Below are 20,301 nucleotides of genomic sequence, written 5' to 3'. Positions count from 1 at the left end.
AAATTAGCGTATGATGAATGCGAGGCACTATTCAAAGTGATAGCAACATTGGTTTATATCATACCGTACACCTCGCAGGATGCCGAACAAAAATGGCAACCATACGAGAGCGTGACGATAATCATTTATTCAGGTATTGGCAGGCTAAATACAGGGCTAAATTATTGAAGGCGTTGACAATCCATCAGATTGAACATCACACTAGTCAGCTCTTCTGCTGTATTAATGTTTCCGGCAGCGAAGGCTTCTTCTAGGCCATTCACCAAGACTTCACGATCGGGAATACGACTCTCACAGTAAGTTCTATTTGCTTGCTGAAAACGTTTACCACTGCGATATTTAAGTGCTCGTGACTCATAATCATTGGATTCGAGGCGTTGCCCCATAGTATTGGGTTTATACATTAATGCCCCATCAACAACGCCTTCAAGATAGTGCTGACAAGCAGGGCTATCGATCTCCTGATTACAAGCCTGAATCTGTGATGCTGAAGCGCCAGTCACCATAGCCAATGACAGCCCTAATATAGTTAGTTGCTTTTTCATGCGTTCTCTCCTTTCTCAGGTAGTACTTTTGATAACCAAAAGTAACCAATTAAAGCTGACAAAATCGATCCCGTTAATATGCCAAGACGTGCCAGATCACCGTACACTTCACCATCCCCAACAAACGCTAAAGAGGAGATAAACATCGACATGGTAAAACCAATACCACACATCACAGCCACTGGAGCAATATGGCGCCAGCCCATTCCTTCTGGCAATACAGCCAACTTAAACTTTACTGCCACATAACTAAAAAACAGCACCCCTAGAGGCTTACCCAATAACAAACCTAATGCTATGCCAACCGGAACAGGCGACAACAGATCAGTTATGCTCATGCCTGACAGATCGACACCGGCATTAGCAAAGGCAAAAATAGGTAAAATAACAAAGGTACTCCAAGGGTGGAGATTATGTTCCAATCTCTCCGATGGAGAACTGCCATCTTTGGCTCGTAGCGGAATACAGAAGGCGATAATCACCCCGGCAAGCGTGGCGTGCACACCCGACTTAAGCACTGCGATCCACAACACGAGTCCCACAAAGCCGTACGGTAGTATCTTAGTGACCCCTTTTCGATTGAGTGCGACCAAACCGACGATGGCGAGTGCTGCTATCAACAAACTGAAGGTCGACAAATCAGAGCTATAGAACATGGCAATAATCACCACCACGCCCAAGTCATCGATAATGGCTAACGCTAACAAAAATACCTTTAACGCTACTGGCACTCGACTACCAAGCAACGCCATGATCCCAAGTGCAAATGCAATGTCGGTGGCCGCAGGAATCGCCCAACCTGATTGAGTTATAGGATCACTAAAGTTAAATACTAAATAGATGGCCGCGGGAAATAACATGCCACCAATCGCAGCAAATGTCGGTAATGCTGCCTGTTCTTTACTGGATAGCGCCCCTTCTAATAACTCTCGTTTCACCTCAAGGCCAATAAGCATAAAAAATAACGCCATCAAGCCGTCATTAATCCAGTGAATAAGGGTCTTATCGATATCTAGGCTACCCACGCGCACTTGCATTTCTGTATGCAAAAAACCTTGATACATGTCTGCTAACGGTGAATTTGCCATTAGCATTGCCAGCAAGACGGCTCCCATCAACAAGATGCCACCAGCTGATTCTTGGCTTAGAAAGTTTCTAATAGCCTTTTCCATATATAAACTCCATTAACACTCAATGCTTTGAGTCTAGCTGAATAAGCGAATAGTGAATAATCGTTTGCATCTGCATCAAACATCGAAAATACCGATCATTTAGACTATATCATGAACAACTAGCTACAACCTCTTATACAATTTCATTCTAATTAGCTTATCAAAAAAGGCCAATAGTTAACAAAAAAAACCAAATACCGCTATTTAGTCTTGTTTTTAAGCGTTCCGGATAAAAAAAACGCAAGACATGATTAAACATGTCTTGCGCTTTACCTCAGTATTTCCGCTGTTACTTAGGAAATATTATACTGAAAATGGATACTTTATCGCGTCATGATGTTGGTAACCATGCACTTCAAAGTCATCCATAGTCACCCAAGTTTCTAAGTCATGAAGCGATTTAATATCTGGATTGATAATAAGTTGTGGTGATGGTAATGGCTCACGCTTAAGTTGTACCGTTTGCATTAGCTCCAGCTGATCTTCATAAATGTGAGCATTAACAATTTTATGGTAAGCAGTCCCCGCTTTGTTACCTGTGATCTGCGCCACTAAGGCTAATAGGGTAAACACCTGCACCTGATTAAAATTAAGCCCCAGAGGGACATCACAAGAACGTTGAAAGCTATTTAAGTAGAGGGTGTCACCCAACAAAGAAAAATTATGTGTATGCATACATGGACGTAAGCAGCCCATGTGAAACTCGCCTGGGTTATAAAAACTCAAAATTTCACCGCGGTCATCTACGCCACGACTTAAATTATCAATAATTTTTTTCAGCTGATCGACACTACCACCATCGGGTTTACGCCAAGCTCGCCCCTGCACGCCATAGACGCGTCCCATATCGTCGACACCTTTACGATGGGGATTATCGAGCCAAGCACTATTCTCATTAGCGTTGGCATCCCAAGTTTTAGCGCCTAACTTTCTAAAGTCAGCTGCATTATCGTAACCACGGATATAACCGATAAGCTCAGCGATGGCGCCTTTCCAAAAACTTTTACGCGTGGTAATTAACGGAAACTCATTTGCATCGACCCGATACGTCAAATCGGCATTTATCACGGTTAAACAACGTTTTCCGGTGCGCTCATTTTCAACCCAAACACCTTCATCAATGATACGGTTACATAGCTGTAGATACTGTTTCATGGTTCCCTACTTTAATAAGATAACAGTTAGTTATCGCTAACCAACAAACTTAAATAATAACTAATTTTTAGGTCGTGACTATCGTGACTACAGGACTAAAGTACTAACTTCAACCCGATAAATACCAATAGTACGGCAAAGATTTTCTTTAACCTTGACGTTGGCCAAATACTGGCAGCTTTAGCACCAAAGGGAGCTGCCAACATAGAAGTAGAAACGATACCAATTAAAGCCGGTAGATAAATGAAGCCTAAGGTATAATCGGTTAACCCTGGCTCTCCCCACCCTGCGATGACATAGCTGACACTACCAAACAGCGCAATGGTTAATCCGGTTACCGACGAAAACCCAATCGCCTGACGGATCTGTAACCCGCACCAACATAAAAATGGCACCAGTAGTACGCCGCCACCAATCCCCATTAAGGCGGCAATGATCGCCACTAGAAATGACACACTAAATAATACGGCTCGATGGGGTAAGGGCCGAGTCGTCGTTGGTACTTTATAAGGAAACATCATCTGGATCGCCATCACAATAACAAAGATGGCAAACGCCTGCTTGAGTGTGTCGGCCGCAAATAAAGTCGCAATAAAGCCTGCCAATAACGCCCCAAGCACAAAGCCTGGCAACATCACTTTTAATAATGACCAAGGTACATTACCTAGGCGATGATGGGCACGTGCTGATGATAAAGAAGTTAAGATAATTGCCGCCAGAGAGGTTGCAATCGCCACGTGGGTTAAATGCTCAGGCATAATGCCTGTTTGGGGCAGTAAATAGAGTAAAACGGGAACGGCAATGATGCCACCACCAATCCCTAACAGTCCTGCCATAAAACCAATAAATGCACCGAGGGCCACACAACTTAAAAATATGGTTAACATCTTATCTCTACAGCTCAGCCCATCTATATCTATTAGCTTAAATCAAAAAAGCCTAGATTGAAATCTACTGCTTAGCAGCTAAGATGATTCAATTAACCTTTAGATAAACTCGGCTAACTGTCGATGAGAAAGAAACTCTGTCACTAATTGCCTCACTTCGGCGCCATTAGACTGTGATAACGCCTGTACTAATAGTTCACTTAAATCCGTGTAAGAAACTCGTCTAATAAGATAATTTATCTTGGCTAAACTACCTTGGTTCATACTTAACTGATTGAATCCCATCGCGACCAACAAAATAACGCCAATGGGCTCACCTGCGAGTTCACCGCAAACACTCACTGGTAACTGGTATTGGTCACACTCCAATCGCGCCCGCTTTAACGCCCTAAGAATACCTGGATGGTAACAATCATAAAGCGAACTCACTCTAGGATTATTACGATCAACAGCTAACAAATATTGGGTTAAATCATTAGACCCAACCGAAATAAAATCGACTCGCTTCGCCACCTCTTCAAGCTGAAATAACAGCGCCGGCACCTCAAGCATTATGCCAATTTTGGGCCTAACTAATGCGGGATGAACATCTTGCTTTACCTCACTATATGCCTGTTCCAAATAACCAATGGCCTGATCTATCTCGTCAAGACAACAGACCATTGGCAGCAAAATATGCAATTGCTCACCCGAGCCAGCCGCATTGAGCATCGCCCGTAACTGCACTAAAAACAACTCTGGATGATCTAATGTTAACCGTATGCCACGCCAACCTAAAAAGGGATTATCTTCAATAATGGGAAAGTAAGACAACGGCTTATCGCCACCGACATCCAAAGTACGCATCACCACCGGCTTATCGACTGCAGCCTGAAGCACTTGTCGATAAACCTCTGTTTGTTCCATTTCACTGGGAAAACGGCTCTGTAACATAAACGGAATTTCGGTGCGATACAGACCGATGCCATCTGCACCTTCGGCAATCTCCGAGGCCAAACTGCTAAGCAAACCGGCATTGAGGTACAAATGTACTCGCGTATCATCTAAGGTAATGGCAGGTAAAGCTAACTCTTGAGCATAGCGGTCTTGCAAGGCCTTTTCAGCGGCAATATGGCTACGATACTCTTTGATTAAAGTGGGGGTAGGTGACACTAACACTTGCCCCCTACTTCCATTAAGAATCATAAGCTTACCGTCGATACCTGCATTTAAAATACCTTCAACGCCAATCACGGCTGGCACCCCAAATGCGCGAGCCAATATCGCCGCATGGGAGTTCACCCCGCCTAATTCGGTCACAATCCCAACCAGTTTATGCTCAGGAAATTCAGCCAACATAGTGACAGTGGCCTCTTTGGTCACCAAAACCACTGGCACATCAAGTTCGATATGCATTTTCTGCGGTTCAATCAACTCCCTTAATACTCGCTGACCTAGGTCACGAATATCACTGGCTCGCTCTTGTAAGTAGGGATCTTGCATCTGTAAAAATTGCTCGATATAACGTAAAGAGACTCGACTTACCGCAGATATGGCGCTCCAACCAGCTTGGATCTCACGCACATATTCACCGCCCAAACTACTATCATCAAGCAGTAACAATAAGGCAGTAAAGATTGACTGTACCTCTTTCTCGTTCTCACCATCAAAACGCTGAGATTGCACGCTCAAGGCGTTACGGCAGGTGATAAGAGCGTTGTCGAGTAAGGCGAGTTCAGCGGCAATATCACTGCTCAGCTCATCGCGCTGTTCTAAAGCAATATCGCCACCAATCACCATGGCATTCGCAATCACAACCCCATCGGCCGCAGGCACCCCTGTATACACACACTTATTAGGTGTCAACTTGACTTCGGCTTTCTTACGCTGCTCCCTAACGGCCATAGCTAACTGTGCAGCAAGGGTCATTAAAAATGCTTCCTCCGCCTCGCTAAATTGCCGCGCATCGGCCTGCTGCACGACCAGCACACCTAAGATCAATTTTTGATAAATAATGGGAACAGCAAGAAAGGCACGAAAATCTTCTTCATCGACTTCGCAAAATAACTTAAAACGGGGATGTAACTGTGCATCCGCAAGGTTGACAGGCTCTTCGCGTTCGGCGACAAGCCCCACCAACCCTTCGGTCAGGCGCATTTTAACCTGTCCGACGGCGCGCGGATCTAGGCCGTCGGTAGCAGAGAGAACTAATTGATTGTCTTCAAGAATGTAAATAGAGCAGCACTGGGTTGCCATGGCAGATTTAGTTTGGCTCACCAATAGGGATAAAGCAGATTGGAGATCGTCGGCAGCTGCGACAGCCTGAGTTATGTCTCTAAGCGTTTTTAACACGGACTTGATCTCCTTATGCTATTTTCTACCTGCGGCGACCTCGTCTTCTGCCACTGTGGGAAGGCTCTTGCGTCTGAAACGGCAAGGCCGTTGGGGCAAACTCTTTCATTACTTTTCGATAAACATCTCGCTTAAACGACACAACCTGTCTCACAGGGTACCAGTAACTCACCCAACGCCAATCATCAAATTCTGGGTGACCGCTGGCGCCCAAGTCAATAGCTGACTCTTGGCTTTTTAATTGTAGCAAAAACCATTTTTGCTTCTGGCCGATACACAAAGGTTTACTGTCTTGCCTAATTAACCGTTTCGGTAATCTATAACGCAACCAGGAACGAGTTGAAGTTAAAATTTGCACATGCTCAGCTTTTAACCCAACCTCTTCATACAACTCCCGATACATGGCTTGCTCGGCACTTTCGCCTTCATCAACGCCACCTTGTGGAAATTGCCAGGAATGCTGGCCAAATCTTCTAGCCCACATAACCTGCCCAAAGCGATTACAGATAATGATGCCTACATTTGCACGAAAGCCGTCACTATCAATCACATGGACTCCAAATATCAAATTTTAATGGATCGATTGTTTCACAAAGTGAGATCCTAGGCAATTGCCTAATAACAGATATTATTTGGATAAAAAACCCAAATATTTATTTTTATCAACAGAGGCGGTAAAAAACACGCGATGATATCCACAAAATCTGTGGATATCTCTGTTTGAAACTCAGTTAAAAATGTTATTACAATCAGCTAAGACTGAAATTGCAGCCTTATTCGCACCAAAGCAGCAAACCATAAGCAACTGATTAAAAACAACATAAAACACATTAACCATTTTTAATCAGAGTGACACATAAAAACAGAACACATTTTAACCAAAATAATAATTTACCATACAGGAGCGCTACCATGATTAAGGTTATACACAGGCAAAAGTATAAGGTTATCAAATTTAGCGATAGAGTACGGTCTACTAGGCTTGACAGGGACAAATACTTAGCAATTAAAAATTTAAAACCAGAGTTATCCAATATTTCTGTGGATAACCATGTTGGAAACGCTGGGAAAGAACTTGGTAGGCGAATTACGCGCCGCTTTAACAGAAAATAAAAAAACAGCAAAACAATTAAAATCAACAACTTAAGCTGAAAGCCATTTAAATCCACTTCACAAAGATGTCAGCGAGCAGTTTTTAACCGCGTTGGCTAAATGATATAAGTACAGTAAAATCGAGCCATGACCAACACACCACGCCCGCCACAAACACTAAATGAACTGATGCAACGTGCCCAAGACATGGCAGGGTTAACCCTAGGCCAACTGGCAGAGTTACATCATATTTGCGTGCCGACTGATCTCAAGCGAGATAAAGGTTGGATTGGCCAACTTATCGAACATGAACTGGGCGCAATGGCAGGCTCTAAGCCTGAACAAGACTTTCTGCACCTAGGCGTCGAGCTTAAAACCATTCCGGTAGATGAAATGGGTAAGCCGATGGAGACCACTTACGTTACCGTGGCGCCACTGGTTAATATTCAGGGACTCAGTTGGCAACAAAGCCTGGTGTTTCACAAACTGCAACGAGTGTTGTGGATCCCAGTTGAAGGAATACGAACCAAACCTGTTGGCGATAGGCAAATCGGTATGCCTATTCTATGGACCCCTTCTGTACAAGAGTTCGCTCAGATCCGTCAGGACTGGGAAGAGATAATGGAATTAATTGCGTTAGGTAAAGTCGAACAGATAACCGCACGTCACGGCGAAGTGTTACAACTGCGCCCGAAAGGTGCCAACAGTCGTTCCATGACCCAAAGCATTGCAGCCGATGGCAAGATTAAGCTAACGAATCCAAGAGGGTTTTATTTAAAAATCCCCTTCACCCAACAGATACTCAATAACTATTTATCCGGATTATCCGAAAAGTAAGTTATGGACAAGTAAAGTGCCGAATTACTGGCACAAAGAGTAAGGCTGACAAAACATAACCACAATCAACACTGCTCAGCCGAAGGTGTAGAGCCAACAAGCTCTGCAGCAACTTATACTAATTTAGTAAACCACAAATAAGCACATAAAACAGTCAATAATAGATGCCACCTATCTAATACTGCATTTGGACACAGGCTTTTTTAGTACAACTCAACTTCATTTGACTTAGATCACAAATATCACTGGAAATTGTAGGTCGGTTTTCTATACACTAGCGCATTCTGAGATATAAGTAGTATTAGGGTTTATTCTTTACCGTGAGAGCGCGCAGACAAGCAAAGAAGCTCATTTTTGCCATATTCGCTTGGACAATCGCTATGGCGGCCTTTGTCTTTTTTCGCTATGCCCAAACCCCAGAGTTACCGCAATGGGCTGTGGGTAGTGCCGATCTTGCAACATTAGCGATTTATATGGGCATTATTTTTGGCAGCTTGCATTGGATGTCAAACATCATTGCTGAATTTAGCGCCATCAACCGCTTGCCCTATCTGTTTTCTGTTATCTTTAAAGGATTGTTTTTATTGCTCGGTGCAACGACACTGGCCTATATAACACAATACCTAAATATGTGGGCCATAGAAAATCATATGGCCACTCTGCGGCAAATGCTCACGGCCCATGTTCTCTATAGTCCATCCTTTCAAGCCTTAATCATCTACCTTGTCGCCGTACGTGTTGGCTTAGCCTTTATCGAACAGATGGCGCTCTTGGTTGGCCCTAAGGTACTGCTCAATATCGGTTTAGGTAAATACCATCGCCCTCGATATGAACAACGGCTGTTTTTATACTTAGATATGGTCGCCTCCACGACCCATGCCGAGTCGCTGGGCGATTATCGTTTTAGCCGCCTTATTCAAGATTGCTTTAGCCTGTTATCGGACACAGTTATCAACAATGATGCCGAAATTTATCGCTATATGGGTGATGCGGTGCTCATCTACTGGCCATTAGAGGAAGGTATCGTTCACGATCGCAGTTTCAATATCTATTATGAGTTCAGCCAGCAGCTCAATTGGCAACGCCAATATTTTGAAGACCAGTATGGTTTTGTGCCTAAATTTAAGGCTGCCGCTCATTGCGGTCAAGTTGTAGCGGCTGTGGTGGGGGTGCAAAAACAGGAGATCAGCTTCTTCAGTGATGTACTCAATACTCTTGCCAGACTCCAAGACCAATGTAACCCACTTGGACAACGTATGTTGATATCAGGTGCACTGCATTCTCAATTAGACATTGGCGAAAGTAGCTATGAATTTAATCACTTAGGCCCAATAAAACTGAAGGGGAAACAACACTCTATAGAAGTGTTTGGTGTTTCCCCTCGAGGCTCAAAGAGCTAGTTTACGGCTGCGGTGGTGCCAGTAAGTTTTCAATTGCCTTGCCTAAGGTTCTAAAAGTCATAATACGGCTCGAAGTTTGTCGCCATACCAAACCAATATCACGATAGGGCGCTTCACCAGGTGGCGTCATGGCGAGTAAATCGGTATCTTTTAAAATACCCGCATCGATTGCCATTTGAGGCAAAAATGTCGTGCCTAATTTACTGTTCACCATCTGCACTAGCGTATGTAAACTGGTCGCCGCAAACGGGTTTATCTTATCACTATCTCCCAAGCGGCACGCACTAATCGCATGTCCAGTAATACAGTGCTCCGATTGCAACAAGAAAATACTCTCATCGGGTAGTGTTTTATAATCTATCGGCTGGGTAATATCAGATGATAACTCGCGGTGCATCACCAGCTTAAAGGGATCGATTCCCACCTTCATACTGTGATAACCACTGGTGTCGGCAGGTAAAGCCAACAGCAATAAATCTAACTCTCCCTTCCCCAAAGCATCGAGCAAACGCTCAGTGGTATCTTCCTTTAAAAATAGGGTTAAATTAGGATAACTAGCCTGACAATGTTTGACGACTCGACTGAGTAGAAACGGCGCGATGGTCGGAATACATCCTAGACGAATTTCCCCCGTCATTGGCTCACCTTGATGCTTAACCAGCTCGACCAAATCATCTACATCGGTCAGTAATTTACGCGAGCGTAATACCACCTCTTCACCTATCGCGGTAAAGATAAACGACTTATGATCTCGCTCAATCAGTTGATGCCCTAGCTGCTCTTCTAAATTTTGGATCCCGCTAGAGAGCGTCGACTGACTGACATGACACAATTTAGCCGCACGATTAAAGTTCTGTTCTTGGTGCAGATTCACCAGATAGTAGAGATTTTTAAGACTCGGTAAATGTTTCATAAAATCGATTACCAACCTGTGTTTATATTCAAATACTCAATTTAAGTCTAATCTAACATAACCGCTCGCAAGATGGCTGCTGTATTTCCCCCAAATTGTGAACATCGCCGCTATCGACAATTTTTTAGCATAAAAAAAGCCCTCGATGATGACTCATCGAGGGCTTTTTCATCGGCTAAGGTTAGCCTTTAGCTTGTAAATACTGTTTTAGCTGGGCTAAATCATCACTGGCATTATCGACAATCACTTGTAGCCAAGCATCATGACCAGCGGCCCACTCAGGAGACTCACCATGTTGCAGCAACTGAGCAAACTCTTGAATGCGCTTTAAACCGACAGAGCCGGCCGCGCCTTTAAATTTATGAGCTTCAGAGCATAAGGTATCTTTATCTTGCGCAGCGTTGGCATTGACTAGGTTGCCGACATACTCAGGCATGAGCTGCTCAAATAAGACGACACTTTTAAGCAAGGTGCTAGCACCAATTGCGCTGCAGTATTGCTCTAGTGTGTTTAGATCTAAAATTGATTCTAACTCAACTGTCGCCATATTTAGACACCTCTTAAATTTAATGCTTATTTTCTAATACTGTTCATTCACTTCATAATACCGCCAATTATGGCCTGCGCAACCAACTTGAAGCAGATGACGTGAAAAAAACACCACAATTAACACTTGTGCAACAAGCCGTTAAAGCTATTGCATAAACATTGCCGTTAACGCGCAAATTATGCAAACAGGCCTTAGCTAATAACCTAACTAGATACACATAGCTGGCCCAATATTGAGCGACTGACTCACGTTATTGGGCAGCGGCATGAAGACTAAAGTGAATATAAACACTTTTATGCTTGCGACAAATAATGCCCTTGGCCACCATTCTTGGCTAAGTCATCGACGATAGCGACTAGCCCATCCCAGCGAAAACCACACCAGTCCGGTGCCAATAACATAGGTTTTTTAGCGTAAGCGGTCACCCGATGAAACACGATATCCTGTGGGGTGAAACGGATCAGCTCCGCCGCACTATGAGCATATTCTGCCTGAGACAGCAGCGGTAAACGCCCCGCTCTCCATGCTTTGGCCATAGTACTGCCCTCGACAATATGCAGTGGGTGTAACTTTAATCCATCAACACCAGCGGCAAGCACGGCCTTATGGGTAGTGACATAATCCTCATGGGTTTCTCCGGGCAAGCCTAAAATCAGATGAGTGCACACCTTAAGCCCCGCTCGTCTTGCACGTTGCACGGTATCCTGATATTCATCGAAACCATGGCCACGGTTAATCCGTTTTAAGGTTGCTGGATTGGCGCTCTGTAACCCCAATTCTAACCAAACCTCAAGCCCTTGGCCTTGATATTGCGCCAACAGTTCAATCACCTCATCAGGTACACAATCTGGTCGCGTCCCAACACACAGACCGACAATATCACGCTCTTTTATCGCTTCATCATACTTTTGCTTAAGCACCTTATATTCATCATACGTACTGGTATAGGCTTGAAAATAAGCGATAAACTTTGATGACTTCCCCTGAGCACGCGTACGCCCCTGGGCTAACTGCTCGGCGATAGTCTCTACGGTTCCATGTTCGTGGCTAAACGAAGCCACATTACAGAAGGTGCAACCACCACGCCCAAGTGACCCATCACGATTGGGGCAGGTAAACTTAGCGTCTATGGTTAATTTTTTTAATCGCTGGCCATACTTTTGTCGGCACTGCACCCCAAAGGTATTTACGAAGCTATCTAGTCCCACAAGGTTGTCTCTATCAATAAATGGGGCGGTATTTTAGCGAATCCCAATACAATAAACCTTGGCCTACCTCAAACAAGCCTCATTGCATTATTTCCCACAATCACAAACGAGCGACATGTCACATGCTAAAACGGTCAAAGTGTTAACCACAGCCAAGATCTGTTAAATAATTCATCACACCTGCAATAAAAATCACTTTCCCAAAAATAAAACCCACCCGCTAGATTGTTAAATTTTGGTAAACCAAAAACAAACCCAAAACCAAAATTGTTTTTATTCATAATGTTATAGCAAGCGATGCACAGCTTACGTTAACGTAAGGTTGCATAATTACGCGGGTAAACCACCACCACCCAACCCACTTTTATGCATAAATTTGAATTGACCTTTTATCAGGCTAAAGTTAATTTGGTTGATTCGGGTGTATAGCAATCGTAACTTCCCCGACGTGTTTTAGTTAGTAGTATTAGGGAGTTTTTATATGAGCTTGTATCACCCCAGTTTTGAACGGGATAACTGTGGCTTTGGCTTAATCGCCCAGATGGATGGCGAAGCCAGCCATAGAATAGTACGAACTGCGATCCACGGTCTCGACCGTATGAAACATCGCGGTGGTATTGCTGCAGACGGCCGTACAGGTGATGGCTGTGGTTTGCTTATGCAACTTCCGATTAAATTTTTCGAAGCCATTGCCGCTGAAAATGACTGGCACCTTAGCCGTAAATTCGCAGTAGGTATGCTGTTTTTAAGCCAAGATGAACAACTAGCAACACAAACCAAACACTTACTCGAACGTGAATTAGAAAAAGAAACCTTAAGTGTTGCCGGTTGGCGTGAAGTCCCGGTTGATGCCGACGTACTAGGCCCGATTGGCCAAGCGAGCCAGCCACAGATCTGGCAAGTGTTAATTAATGCCCCTATCGGCTGGCGTGAAAAAGATTTAGAACGACGCCTCTATATGGCGCGTCGCCGGCTTGAACAGCAGATGAGCGACTGCAAAGATTTTTATGTTGCCAGCCTTTCAGGCCAAGTCATCGTCTATAAAGGGTTAATGATGCCAGCAGATCTGCCGGCCTTCTACCCAGATCTGGCCGACATCCGCCTGCAAAGCTCTATCTGCCTATTCCATCAACGCTTTTCAACCAATACCTCACCCAAGTGGCCATTGGCACAACCGTTTCGTTATTTAGCCCACAACGGCGAAATCAATACCATTACGGGTAACAGGCAATGGGCACGAGCGCGCGCTTATAAATTTAATGCGCCTTTGCTGCCCGATCTGCAGCAAGCGGCGCCCTTTGTCAACGAGACTGGCTCAGACTCCTCCTCACTGGATAATATGCTCGAAATGCTATTAGCTGGCGGCATGGATCTGTACCGCGCCATGCGCTTACTTATCCCACCCGCTTGGCAGAGTAATCCAGAGATGGATGATGAGCTCAAGGCGTTTTACGACTTTAACTCCATGCATATGGAGCCTTGGGATGGCCCGGCTGGCATCGTCATGACCAATGGGCGTCACGCGGCTTGCGCCGTCGACCGTAATGGTCTGCGCCCCTCGCGCTATGTGATCACCAAAGATCGTATTTTAACCCTCGCCTCTGAGATAGGTATTTGGGATTACGCCCCCGACGAAGTGGTCGAAAAAGGCCGCGTAGGCCCAGGTGAGCTATTGGTGCTCGATACCCTTAACGGTCAGCTCTACTCCTCATTTGAAATTGATAACGATCTCAAGCGTCGTCATCCCTATAAAGAGTGGATGGCCAAAAACAGCCAAACCTTGATCCCCGCCGAGCAGATGCCCGCCGAAGCCCAAGGGGTTTGCGAGTTTTCAGCCGACACCTTAGTGCAATACCAAAAGCAATTTGGTTATTCCCGCGAAGAGCTCGAGCAGGTGATTTGGGTGCTCGCCGATAAAGGCGAAGAGGCCACAGGCTCCATGGGGGATGACACCCCAATGGCGGTGTTATCGAAGCAATCACGCACCCTGTATGACTATTTCAGGCAAAAGTTTGCTCAGGTCACCAATCCACCCATCGATCCCCTGCGCGAAAAGCATGTGATGTCGCTTGCCACCTGTATTGGCCGCGAACAAAACCTGTTTAACGAAACCACAGGCCATGCCTATCGAGTGATGTTTAACTCACCTATTTTGCTCTTTAGTGATTTTAATCAGCTATTAGCCTTAGACTCAAGTAACTATCGCGCCAAAACCGTTGACCTTAATTATGACCTGTCAGAGGGGCTAGAAGCCGCCATCATTCGCATCTGCGATGAAGCCGAGCGCTTAGCCCGCACCGGCACCACTCTGCTGATTTTATCAGACCGAGCCACCGACAAGCGCAAGCAAGTGATCCCGGCCGCCATGGCGGTAGGCGCAGTACAAAAGGTATTAGTCGACAACAGCTTACGCTGCGACACTAACATCATTGTTGAAACCGCATCGGCGCGCGATCCACATCATTTTGCGGTATTGCTTGGCTTTGGGGCCACTGCCATCTACCCCTATTTGGCCTACGAGAGTATCTCAGCACTGGCCGCGACCCGTGGGATCAGCGAAACCCAGCGCTTAATGCTCAACTTCCGCCAAGGCATAGACAAAGGCCTGCGTAAGATCATGTCTAAGATGGGCATCAGCACAGTAGGCTCTTATCGCTGCAGTCAGCAGTTTGAAGCGGTAGGCTTATCATCAAGCGTGGTCGACTTGTGCTTCAATGGCGTCATTAGCCGTATCGAAGGCGCTGACTTTGACCTGTTAGAACAAGATCAACAGAAGCTGCAAAAACGGGCGTTTCAACCACATCAACCGCTGCCTCAAGGCGGCCTGCTTAAGTATGTTGAAGGCGGCGAATACCACTGCTTCAACCCTGATGTGGTCAACACCCTGCAAGCCTGCTTACGCGATAAGGATTACCAAGGATATAAACGCTTTACCCAACTGGTGGATGACAGACCCGTGGCGACCCTGCGTGACCTGTTGAAAGTGAACGCCAGCCAAAACCCGGTCAATATCGATACCGTCGAAGCGGCACAAACCCTCTACCCACGCTTTGACAGCGCCGCCATGAGTATCGGCGCGCTCAGCCCAGAAGCTCATGAGGCGCTAGCCGTCGCCATGAATCGTCTTGGTGGTCGCTCAAATTCTGGCGAAGGCGGCGAAGATCCACGCCGCTTTAACTCGGAGCGCAACTCAGCCATTAAACAAATTGCCTCAGGGCGTTTTGGCGTGACCGCGCACTACTTAGTTAACGCCGAAGTGCTACAAATTAAGGTCGCCCAAGGCGCTAAGCCCGGTGAAGGTGGACAGCTACCGGGTGATAAGGTCAGTGTCGAAATTGCCGCGCTGCGTAATGCCCGCCCAGGTGTCACACTGATTTCACCGCCGCCGCATCATGATATCTACTCGATTGAAGATTTGGCGCAGCTGATATTCGACCTAAAACAGATCAACCCTAAGGCGATGATCTCGGTCAAACTGGTATCAGAACCCGGCGTGGGCACCATTGCCACCGGGGTTGCTAAAGCCTACGCCGATATGATCACCATCTCTGGCTACGATGGCGGTACCGGCGCCAGCCCGATCACTTCGGTGAAATATGCTGGTAGTCCATGGGAACTAGGGCTCGCCGAAGTGCATCAGTCGCTGGTGGCTAATGGCTTACGCCATAAAATTCGTCTCCAAGTCGATGGCGGGCTCAAAACCGGCACCGATGTGATTAAAGCGGCACTGCTCGGGGCTGAAACCTTTGGTTTTGGTACCGTGCCCATGATAGCGCTAGGGTGTAAATACCTGCGTATCTGCCACCTAAACAACTGCGCGACCGGTGTTGCCACCCAAAATAAACAGCTGCGAGATAACCACTATCACGGCTTGCCAGAGCGGGTGATGACCTACTTTGAGTTTATGGCCCAAGAAATTCGTGAATGGATGGCCGCCTTAGGCGTCACCGAATTTGAACAACTTGTCGGCCGTAGCGACTGGCTCAGTGCCCTTGAAGGCACAACACCTAAGCAACAACAGTTAGATCTGTCGGCCATTTTACATAAACCCGTCGTGCCCGCAGGTTGCGCACTCACGTGGCAGGAGATCAACCCAACCGCGGATAAAGGCGAACTCAACCAAGCGATTGTGACAGCCGCTAAAACGGCGGTTGAGCAAGGCGAATCTTTTGAAGGCCGCTTTGAGATCAACAACACCGACCGCTCTGTAGGCGCCGCACTTTCAGGCCATATTGCCACGACCGTTGGCCTTAAAGGGGCTAAAGCCCCCATCAAGCTCAACTTTAGCGGCAGTGCAGGCCAAAGCTTTGGGGTATGGAACGCCCCTGGGCTGTCGCTCAATCTGTGTGGCGATGCTAACGATTACGTTGGTAAAGGTATGTCTGGTGGCAAGATCACCATCTATCCGGCTATTGGTAGCATGTTCCAAAGCGAAAAGAGCGTCATTATCGGTAACACCTGCCTCTACGGTGCTAGCGGCGGTAAGCTGTTTGCCGCAGGCCAAGCGGGTGAACGTTTTGGCGTACGTAACTCTGGCGCCATTGCCGTCGTCGAGGGCGTTGGCGATAACGGTTGTGAGTACATGACCGGCGGCATAGTCTTGGTGCTGGGTAAGACTGGAGTTAACTTTGGCGCGGGGATGACCGGCGGATTTGCCTACGTGTTTGATCGCTTCGGCCACTTCAACCGCCGCGTGAATACCGACATGGTCGACACCCATAAGGTCGACTCACCCATTCAACAGCAACATCTTAAAGGCCTGATCGAAGAACATTTGGCTGAAACCGGCAGTGAACACGCTAAGATGTTATTAAATGATTTTGAAAACTGGATCGACTGCTTCGTATTGGTTAAGCCGAAAAATATCGCGCTTAATGATCTGTTACGACTCGAGCAATCGGATACAGCACTTTCAGTAGTAGCGGGGTAACTTCAAATGAGCAATGACTTTCAATTTATTGAAGTAGGCCGTAAAGATCCGACAAAACACCAAGCGGCAAAGCGCGCGACCCAGTTTATCGAGATCTATCAGCCGTTCGCGCAGCCACAAGTCGTCGAGCAAGCCGACCGCTGTCTCGACTGTGGTAATCCCTACTGCGAGTGGAAGTGCCCACTGCACAACTATATTCCTAACTGGTTAAAACTGGCGCAGCAGGGACGCATTTTAGAAGCGGCAGAATTAGTCCATGAAACCAATACCCTGCCCGAGATCTGTGGTCGAGTCTGCCCACAAGACAGGCTGTGCGAAGGCGCCTGCACCCTCAACGATGAGTTTGGCGCTGTCACCATAGGTAACGTTGAAAAATACATCACCGATACCGCCATCGCCCAAGGCTGGCGCCCAGACATGAGTAAGGTGACCGCCCGCCCTGAGCGCGTGGCGATTATTGGCGCAGGCCCAGCAGGGCTTGGGTGTGCTGATATTCTTGCCCGTAACGGCGTACAAGCTGTGGTGTATGACAAGAACCCGCAAATTGGTGGCCTGCTCACCTATGGTATTCCCTCGTTTAAACTGGATAAGTCGGTCATGGCGACCCGTCGCTCGGTGCTTGAGGGGATGGGGATCGAGTTTAAACTTGGCATCACGGTCGGAGAAGATATCAGCTTCGATAGCCTGCTCGAACAGTACGACGCCGTATTCCTAGGCATGGGAACGTATACGGCGATGCAAGCAGGGCTGGAGAATGAAGATGCCAAAGGCGTCTATCAAGCCCTGCCCTATCTTATCGGTAACACTCACCACATCATGGGGACAGAATCGAGCGAATCGCCATATTTGAGCCTTGCAGGACAAAAAGTGGTAGTGCTCGGTGGCGGTGATACCGCCATGGATTGCGTGCGCACCGCCATACGCCAAGGCGCCAGTGAGGTCACTTGTGTCTATCGCCGTGATGAACAAAACATGCCAGGTTCACGCCGCGAGGTGCAAAACGCTCGCGAAGAGGGCATTAACTTTCTGTTCAACCGTCAACCGACCGCCATTAAGACCAAAAACGGGGTGGTGTGCGCTATCGAGTGCGTCGAGACGCAACTTGGTGAGCCCGACGATTCAGGCCGTCGCCGTCCACAGCCTATCGAAGGCAGCGAAAAACTGATTGAGGCCGATGCCATTATCATCGCCTTTGGTTTTCAGCCTAGCCCAGCAAGCTGGCTGGCTGATCACGGTGTAGAACTGGATCAGTGGGGATTGGTGGTCGCGCCCAAGGTGGCCGATAACCCCTTTCAAACCAGTAATCCAAAAGTGTTTGCTGGTGGCGATATGGTACGCGGCTCTGATCTGGTCGTCACCGCGATTGCCGAAGGCCGCGATGCCGCCATGGGGATCTTAAACAGCTTTGAAGCCTAACCGTTAGGCATACTGCAAAGGTTTGCTTGTGATTGGCACTTTAACTTTGAGTGAAGTTAAAGTGCTTTTTTTTGCCTCGGGAAAACGAGGTTGATTTTGAAGGTCGCACCTTCATGGCTACCTATCACCTGCGGTGAGAGTTAATTAAGCGTTAACCTTCGCTTTAGCTAATTGCCTGCCGCAGATGCAGTGCATGGCAGCACCAATGTCGTGATCACAGGGATGTGAAGGAACGACCTCATGTGCAAACACTTCTGCGACACACCGCAAGCACATCCTTGTGGGCTCTACGCCAGCATCCCTGCTGGCAAAGGCCGCAGTCGCGTTTACACTTGGTATCTAACGTTTCTTCGATTAAGCTGCATTTGGTGTGAGTGGCGAGTAGAAAGCTAACTCAGTTTTTGCCCCAAAAGTTTGGTGGCCTTGAAATGAAGGCTTGTCATTTTTTTTAAGTTTACTTGAGCAGCGTTATGCTGAATTTTCATTTATTGATGTGCTATGAAAACGCACCTTAATGGCAATTAATAGCCTGCCGCAGGCTTTATGTGCAAGCGCTCTTTTGGCTCGTTGTGAATATATCCCTATACGCTCCACGGCGGCATCCATGCCGCCAAGGGCCAAAACCGCGCTTACACCTATCTCTAACGCTTCTTCGATTGGACTTCATTTGATACGACTAGTGAGTTAAAGGCTAACGTACTTTTGCCCCAAAGTGTGCTGGTCTTGGAATGAAGAACGATGACATTTGTTTGAGTAGCGGCTGGCTGTATTTTCATTTATTGAAAGTGGTGAAGGTTGAACCTTCACTGTTATTAATCGCCTGTCCGGCGGGGAATGTGCAAGCGCTCTTTTGGCTCGGTGAGTGAAGCATAGCTTCGTGCTTACGAACGAGAGGCATGGATGCCGAACTGGCTTTTAGGCATAGACGTTGTTCAAGCACGTCCGTGTGGGCTCGGCGAAATCATCCATTATTTCGAAGGCCAAAACCGCGCTTACACCTGTACTCATCGTCTCTTCGATTTAACTTTATCTGGTGTGAGTTGCGAGAGAAAAAAGTGAAAAACACAGATTAAGTGCTCGATAAGTATCCGTAGATTCAGTAAGACCTTGCTATGAAAATCAGTGAGGCAAAGGCCTGCGGCCTTAGTGGCATGAATGGTTTAAAAAGTACGGTTAATCACGAGTATTTGAGGTGAAGAATCACTAATCAAACATGAAAATCATAAATAAGACCAATTGATTACCTTACCTAAGCTCAAAAAACCGACTACCACATAAAAGCAAACTCCTACAGCATAATGCATACCAAATACATGGATGTGGCAGCGGCCAAGTCCAGCAAGCGATTTATACCTTGCAGACAGCGCAACGCATAAATACTAAGACGTTAGCTGCCATCGTATCTGATTGGCTGTGTATTCTAATTTAAAATTAAGCAGAAACAATGAATACTAAACTTGATGTTACTCTCATTATCTACGGCCTTGCACTTTTTTCAGGTATTTCATATCTATGGGGTTTCTGGGTTAATTTTGATATCAACATTCTCTCATATGTCGCCTTAACTGATATTGTCAAAGCATCTGTATATCCTGCTTTACCTGCTATTGCTGTACTTGGTTTTTATTCAGCTATGGATGGCTACAATTCGCTGCGCAAAGGGTTGAAGCGACGAACTAATATTAATTGCTGTAACAAACTTCTGGCGTAACGACTTCAACATAATCACTTCACTATAATAACCACTCATCAATATCACGTTTGACTTATTCGCACGTCTAAAAATGGTATTTCACCGCTTTATTTTATTATGCTTTATAAGCGAGTGTCCTAGTTGACTTCGTTGACTTTTGAATACAAATCCG

The 20,301-nt window shown here is 46.4% G+C and carries 14 protein-coding genes; 5 read left to right on the top strand and 9 right to left on the bottom strand.

Annotated elements, in window-relative coordinates; translation table 11 throughout:
• Positions 1-161 precede the first annotated feature (161 nt).
• The 6 genes from AC5YBZ_RS04290 to rppH all read right to left on the bottom strand — a co-directional run bounded on the left by AC5YBZ_RS04290 (position 162) and on the right by rppH (position 6,640).
• On the bottom strand, positions 162-545 hold the full coding sequence (locus tag AC5YBZ_RS04290; protein ID WP_494519869.1) for a hypothetical protein: 384 nt from the start codon (positions 543-545) through the stop codon (positions 162-164).
• Positions 542-1,717, bottom strand: a complete 1,176-nt coding sequence (nhaA, locus tag AC5YBZ_RS04285; RefSeq protein WP_494524408.1) for a Na+/H+ antiporter NhaA — start codon at positions 1,715-1,717, stop codon at positions 542-544. Before nhaA ends, AC5YBZ_RS04290 begins: the two co-directional genes overlap by 4 nt.
• 303 nt (positions 1,718-2,020) lie before the next feature.
• The gene (locus AC5YBZ_RS04280; protein WP_494519871.1) at positions 2,021-2,872 is read right to left on the bottom strand and encodes a thymidylate synthase; all 852 of its coding nucleotides are present in this window, start codon (positions 2,870-2,872) and stop codon (positions 2,021-2,023) included.
• Between the two features lie 95 nt (positions 2,873-2,967).
• Complete coding sequence (locus tag AC5YBZ_RS04275; protein WP_494519872.1) at positions 2,968-3,759, bottom strand: sulfite exporter TauE/SafE family protein; 792 nt, start codon at positions 3,757-3,759, stop codon at positions 2,968-2,970.
• 99 nt (positions 3,760-3,858) lie between these two features.
• The gene (gene ptsP, locus AC5YBZ_RS04270) at positions 3,859-6,090 is read right to left on the bottom strand and encodes a phosphoenolpyruvate--protein phosphotransferase (RefSeq protein WP_494519873.1); all 2,232 of its coding nucleotides are present in this window, start codon (positions 6,088-6,090) and stop codon (positions 3,859-3,861) included.
• Between the two features lie 25 nt (positions 6,091-6,115).
• On the bottom strand, positions 6,116-6,640 hold the full coding sequence (gene rppH / locus AC5YBZ_RS04265; protein ID WP_494519874.1) for an RNA pyrophosphohydrolase: 525 nt from the start codon (positions 6,638-6,640) through the stop codon (positions 6,116-6,118).
• 689 nt (positions 6,641-7,329) lie between these two features.
• Between rppH and mutH the strand changes: the two genes are divergently transcribed.
• Positions 7,330-8,019: a DNA mismatch repair endonuclease MutH gene (gene mutH, locus AC5YBZ_RS04260; RefSeq protein ID WP_494519875.1), complete on the top strand. Its 690-nt coding sequence runs from the start codon at positions 7,330-7,332 to the stop codon at positions 8,017-8,019.
• A gap of 320 nt (positions 8,020-8,339) precedes the next feature.
• Complete coding sequence (locus AC5YBZ_RS04255; RefSeq protein WP_494519876.1) at positions 8,340-9,419, top strand: adenylate/guanylate cyclase domain-containing protein; 1,080 nt, start codon at positions 8,340-8,342, stop codon at positions 9,417-9,419.
• A gap of 1 nt (position 9,420) precedes the next feature.
• Here AC5YBZ_RS04255 and oxyR read toward each other — a convergent pair whose 3' ends face one another.
• The 3 genes from oxyR to mnmL form a co-directional block, all read right to left on the bottom strand.
• Positions 9,421-10,332 (bottom strand): hydrogen peroxide-inducible genes transcriptional activator OxyR, encoded by a 912-nt coding sequence (oxyR, locus tag AC5YBZ_RS04250; RefSeq protein WP_494519877.1) that lies wholly within the window; start codon positions 10,330-10,332, stop codon positions 9,421-9,423.
• Positions 10,333-10,513: 181 nt separating this feature from the next.
• Positions 10,514-10,879, bottom strand: a complete 366-nt coding sequence (locus tag AC5YBZ_RS04245) for an Hpt domain-containing protein (protein ID WP_494519878.1) — start codon at positions 10,877-10,879, stop codon at positions 10,514-10,516.
• Between the two features lie 296 nt (positions 10,880-11,175).
• A complete protein-coding gene (mnmL, locus tag AC5YBZ_RS04240) occupies positions 11,176-12,090 on the bottom strand; it encodes a tRNA modification radical SAM protein MnmL/YtqA (RefSeq protein ID WP_494519879.1) in 915 nt (304 codons plus the stop codon).
• Between the two features lie 481 nt (positions 12,091-12,571).
• On the opposite strand from mnmL, the gene gltB reads away from it, so the two are divergent.
• From gltB to AC5YBZ_RS04225, 3 genes are all read left to right on the top strand, one after another.
• On the top strand, positions 12,572-17,020 hold the full coding sequence (gltB, locus tag AC5YBZ_RS04235; RefSeq protein ID WP_494519880.1) for a glutamate synthase large subunit: 4,449 nt from the start codon (positions 12,572-12,574) through the stop codon (positions 17,018-17,020).
• Positions 17,021-17,026: 6 nt separating this feature from the next.
• Positions 17,027-18,436: an FAD-dependent oxidoreductase gene (locus tag AC5YBZ_RS04230; RefSeq protein ID WP_494543450.1), complete on the top strand. Its 1,410-nt coding sequence runs from the start codon at positions 17,027-17,029 to the stop codon at positions 18,434-18,436.
• A gap of 1,444 nt (positions 18,437-19,880) precedes the next feature.
• On the top strand, positions 19,881-20,147 hold the full coding sequence (locus AC5YBZ_RS04225) for a hypothetical protein (RefSeq protein WP_494543449.1): 267 nt from the start codon (positions 19,881-19,883) through the stop codon (positions 20,145-20,147).
• The last annotated feature ends 154 nt before the right edge of the window (positions 20,148-20,301 follow it).

The sequence above is a fragment of the Shewanella sp. 553 genome (genome assembly GCF_059338375.1).
This window is presented reverse-complemented; position numbering and strand designations above follow the sequence as displayed.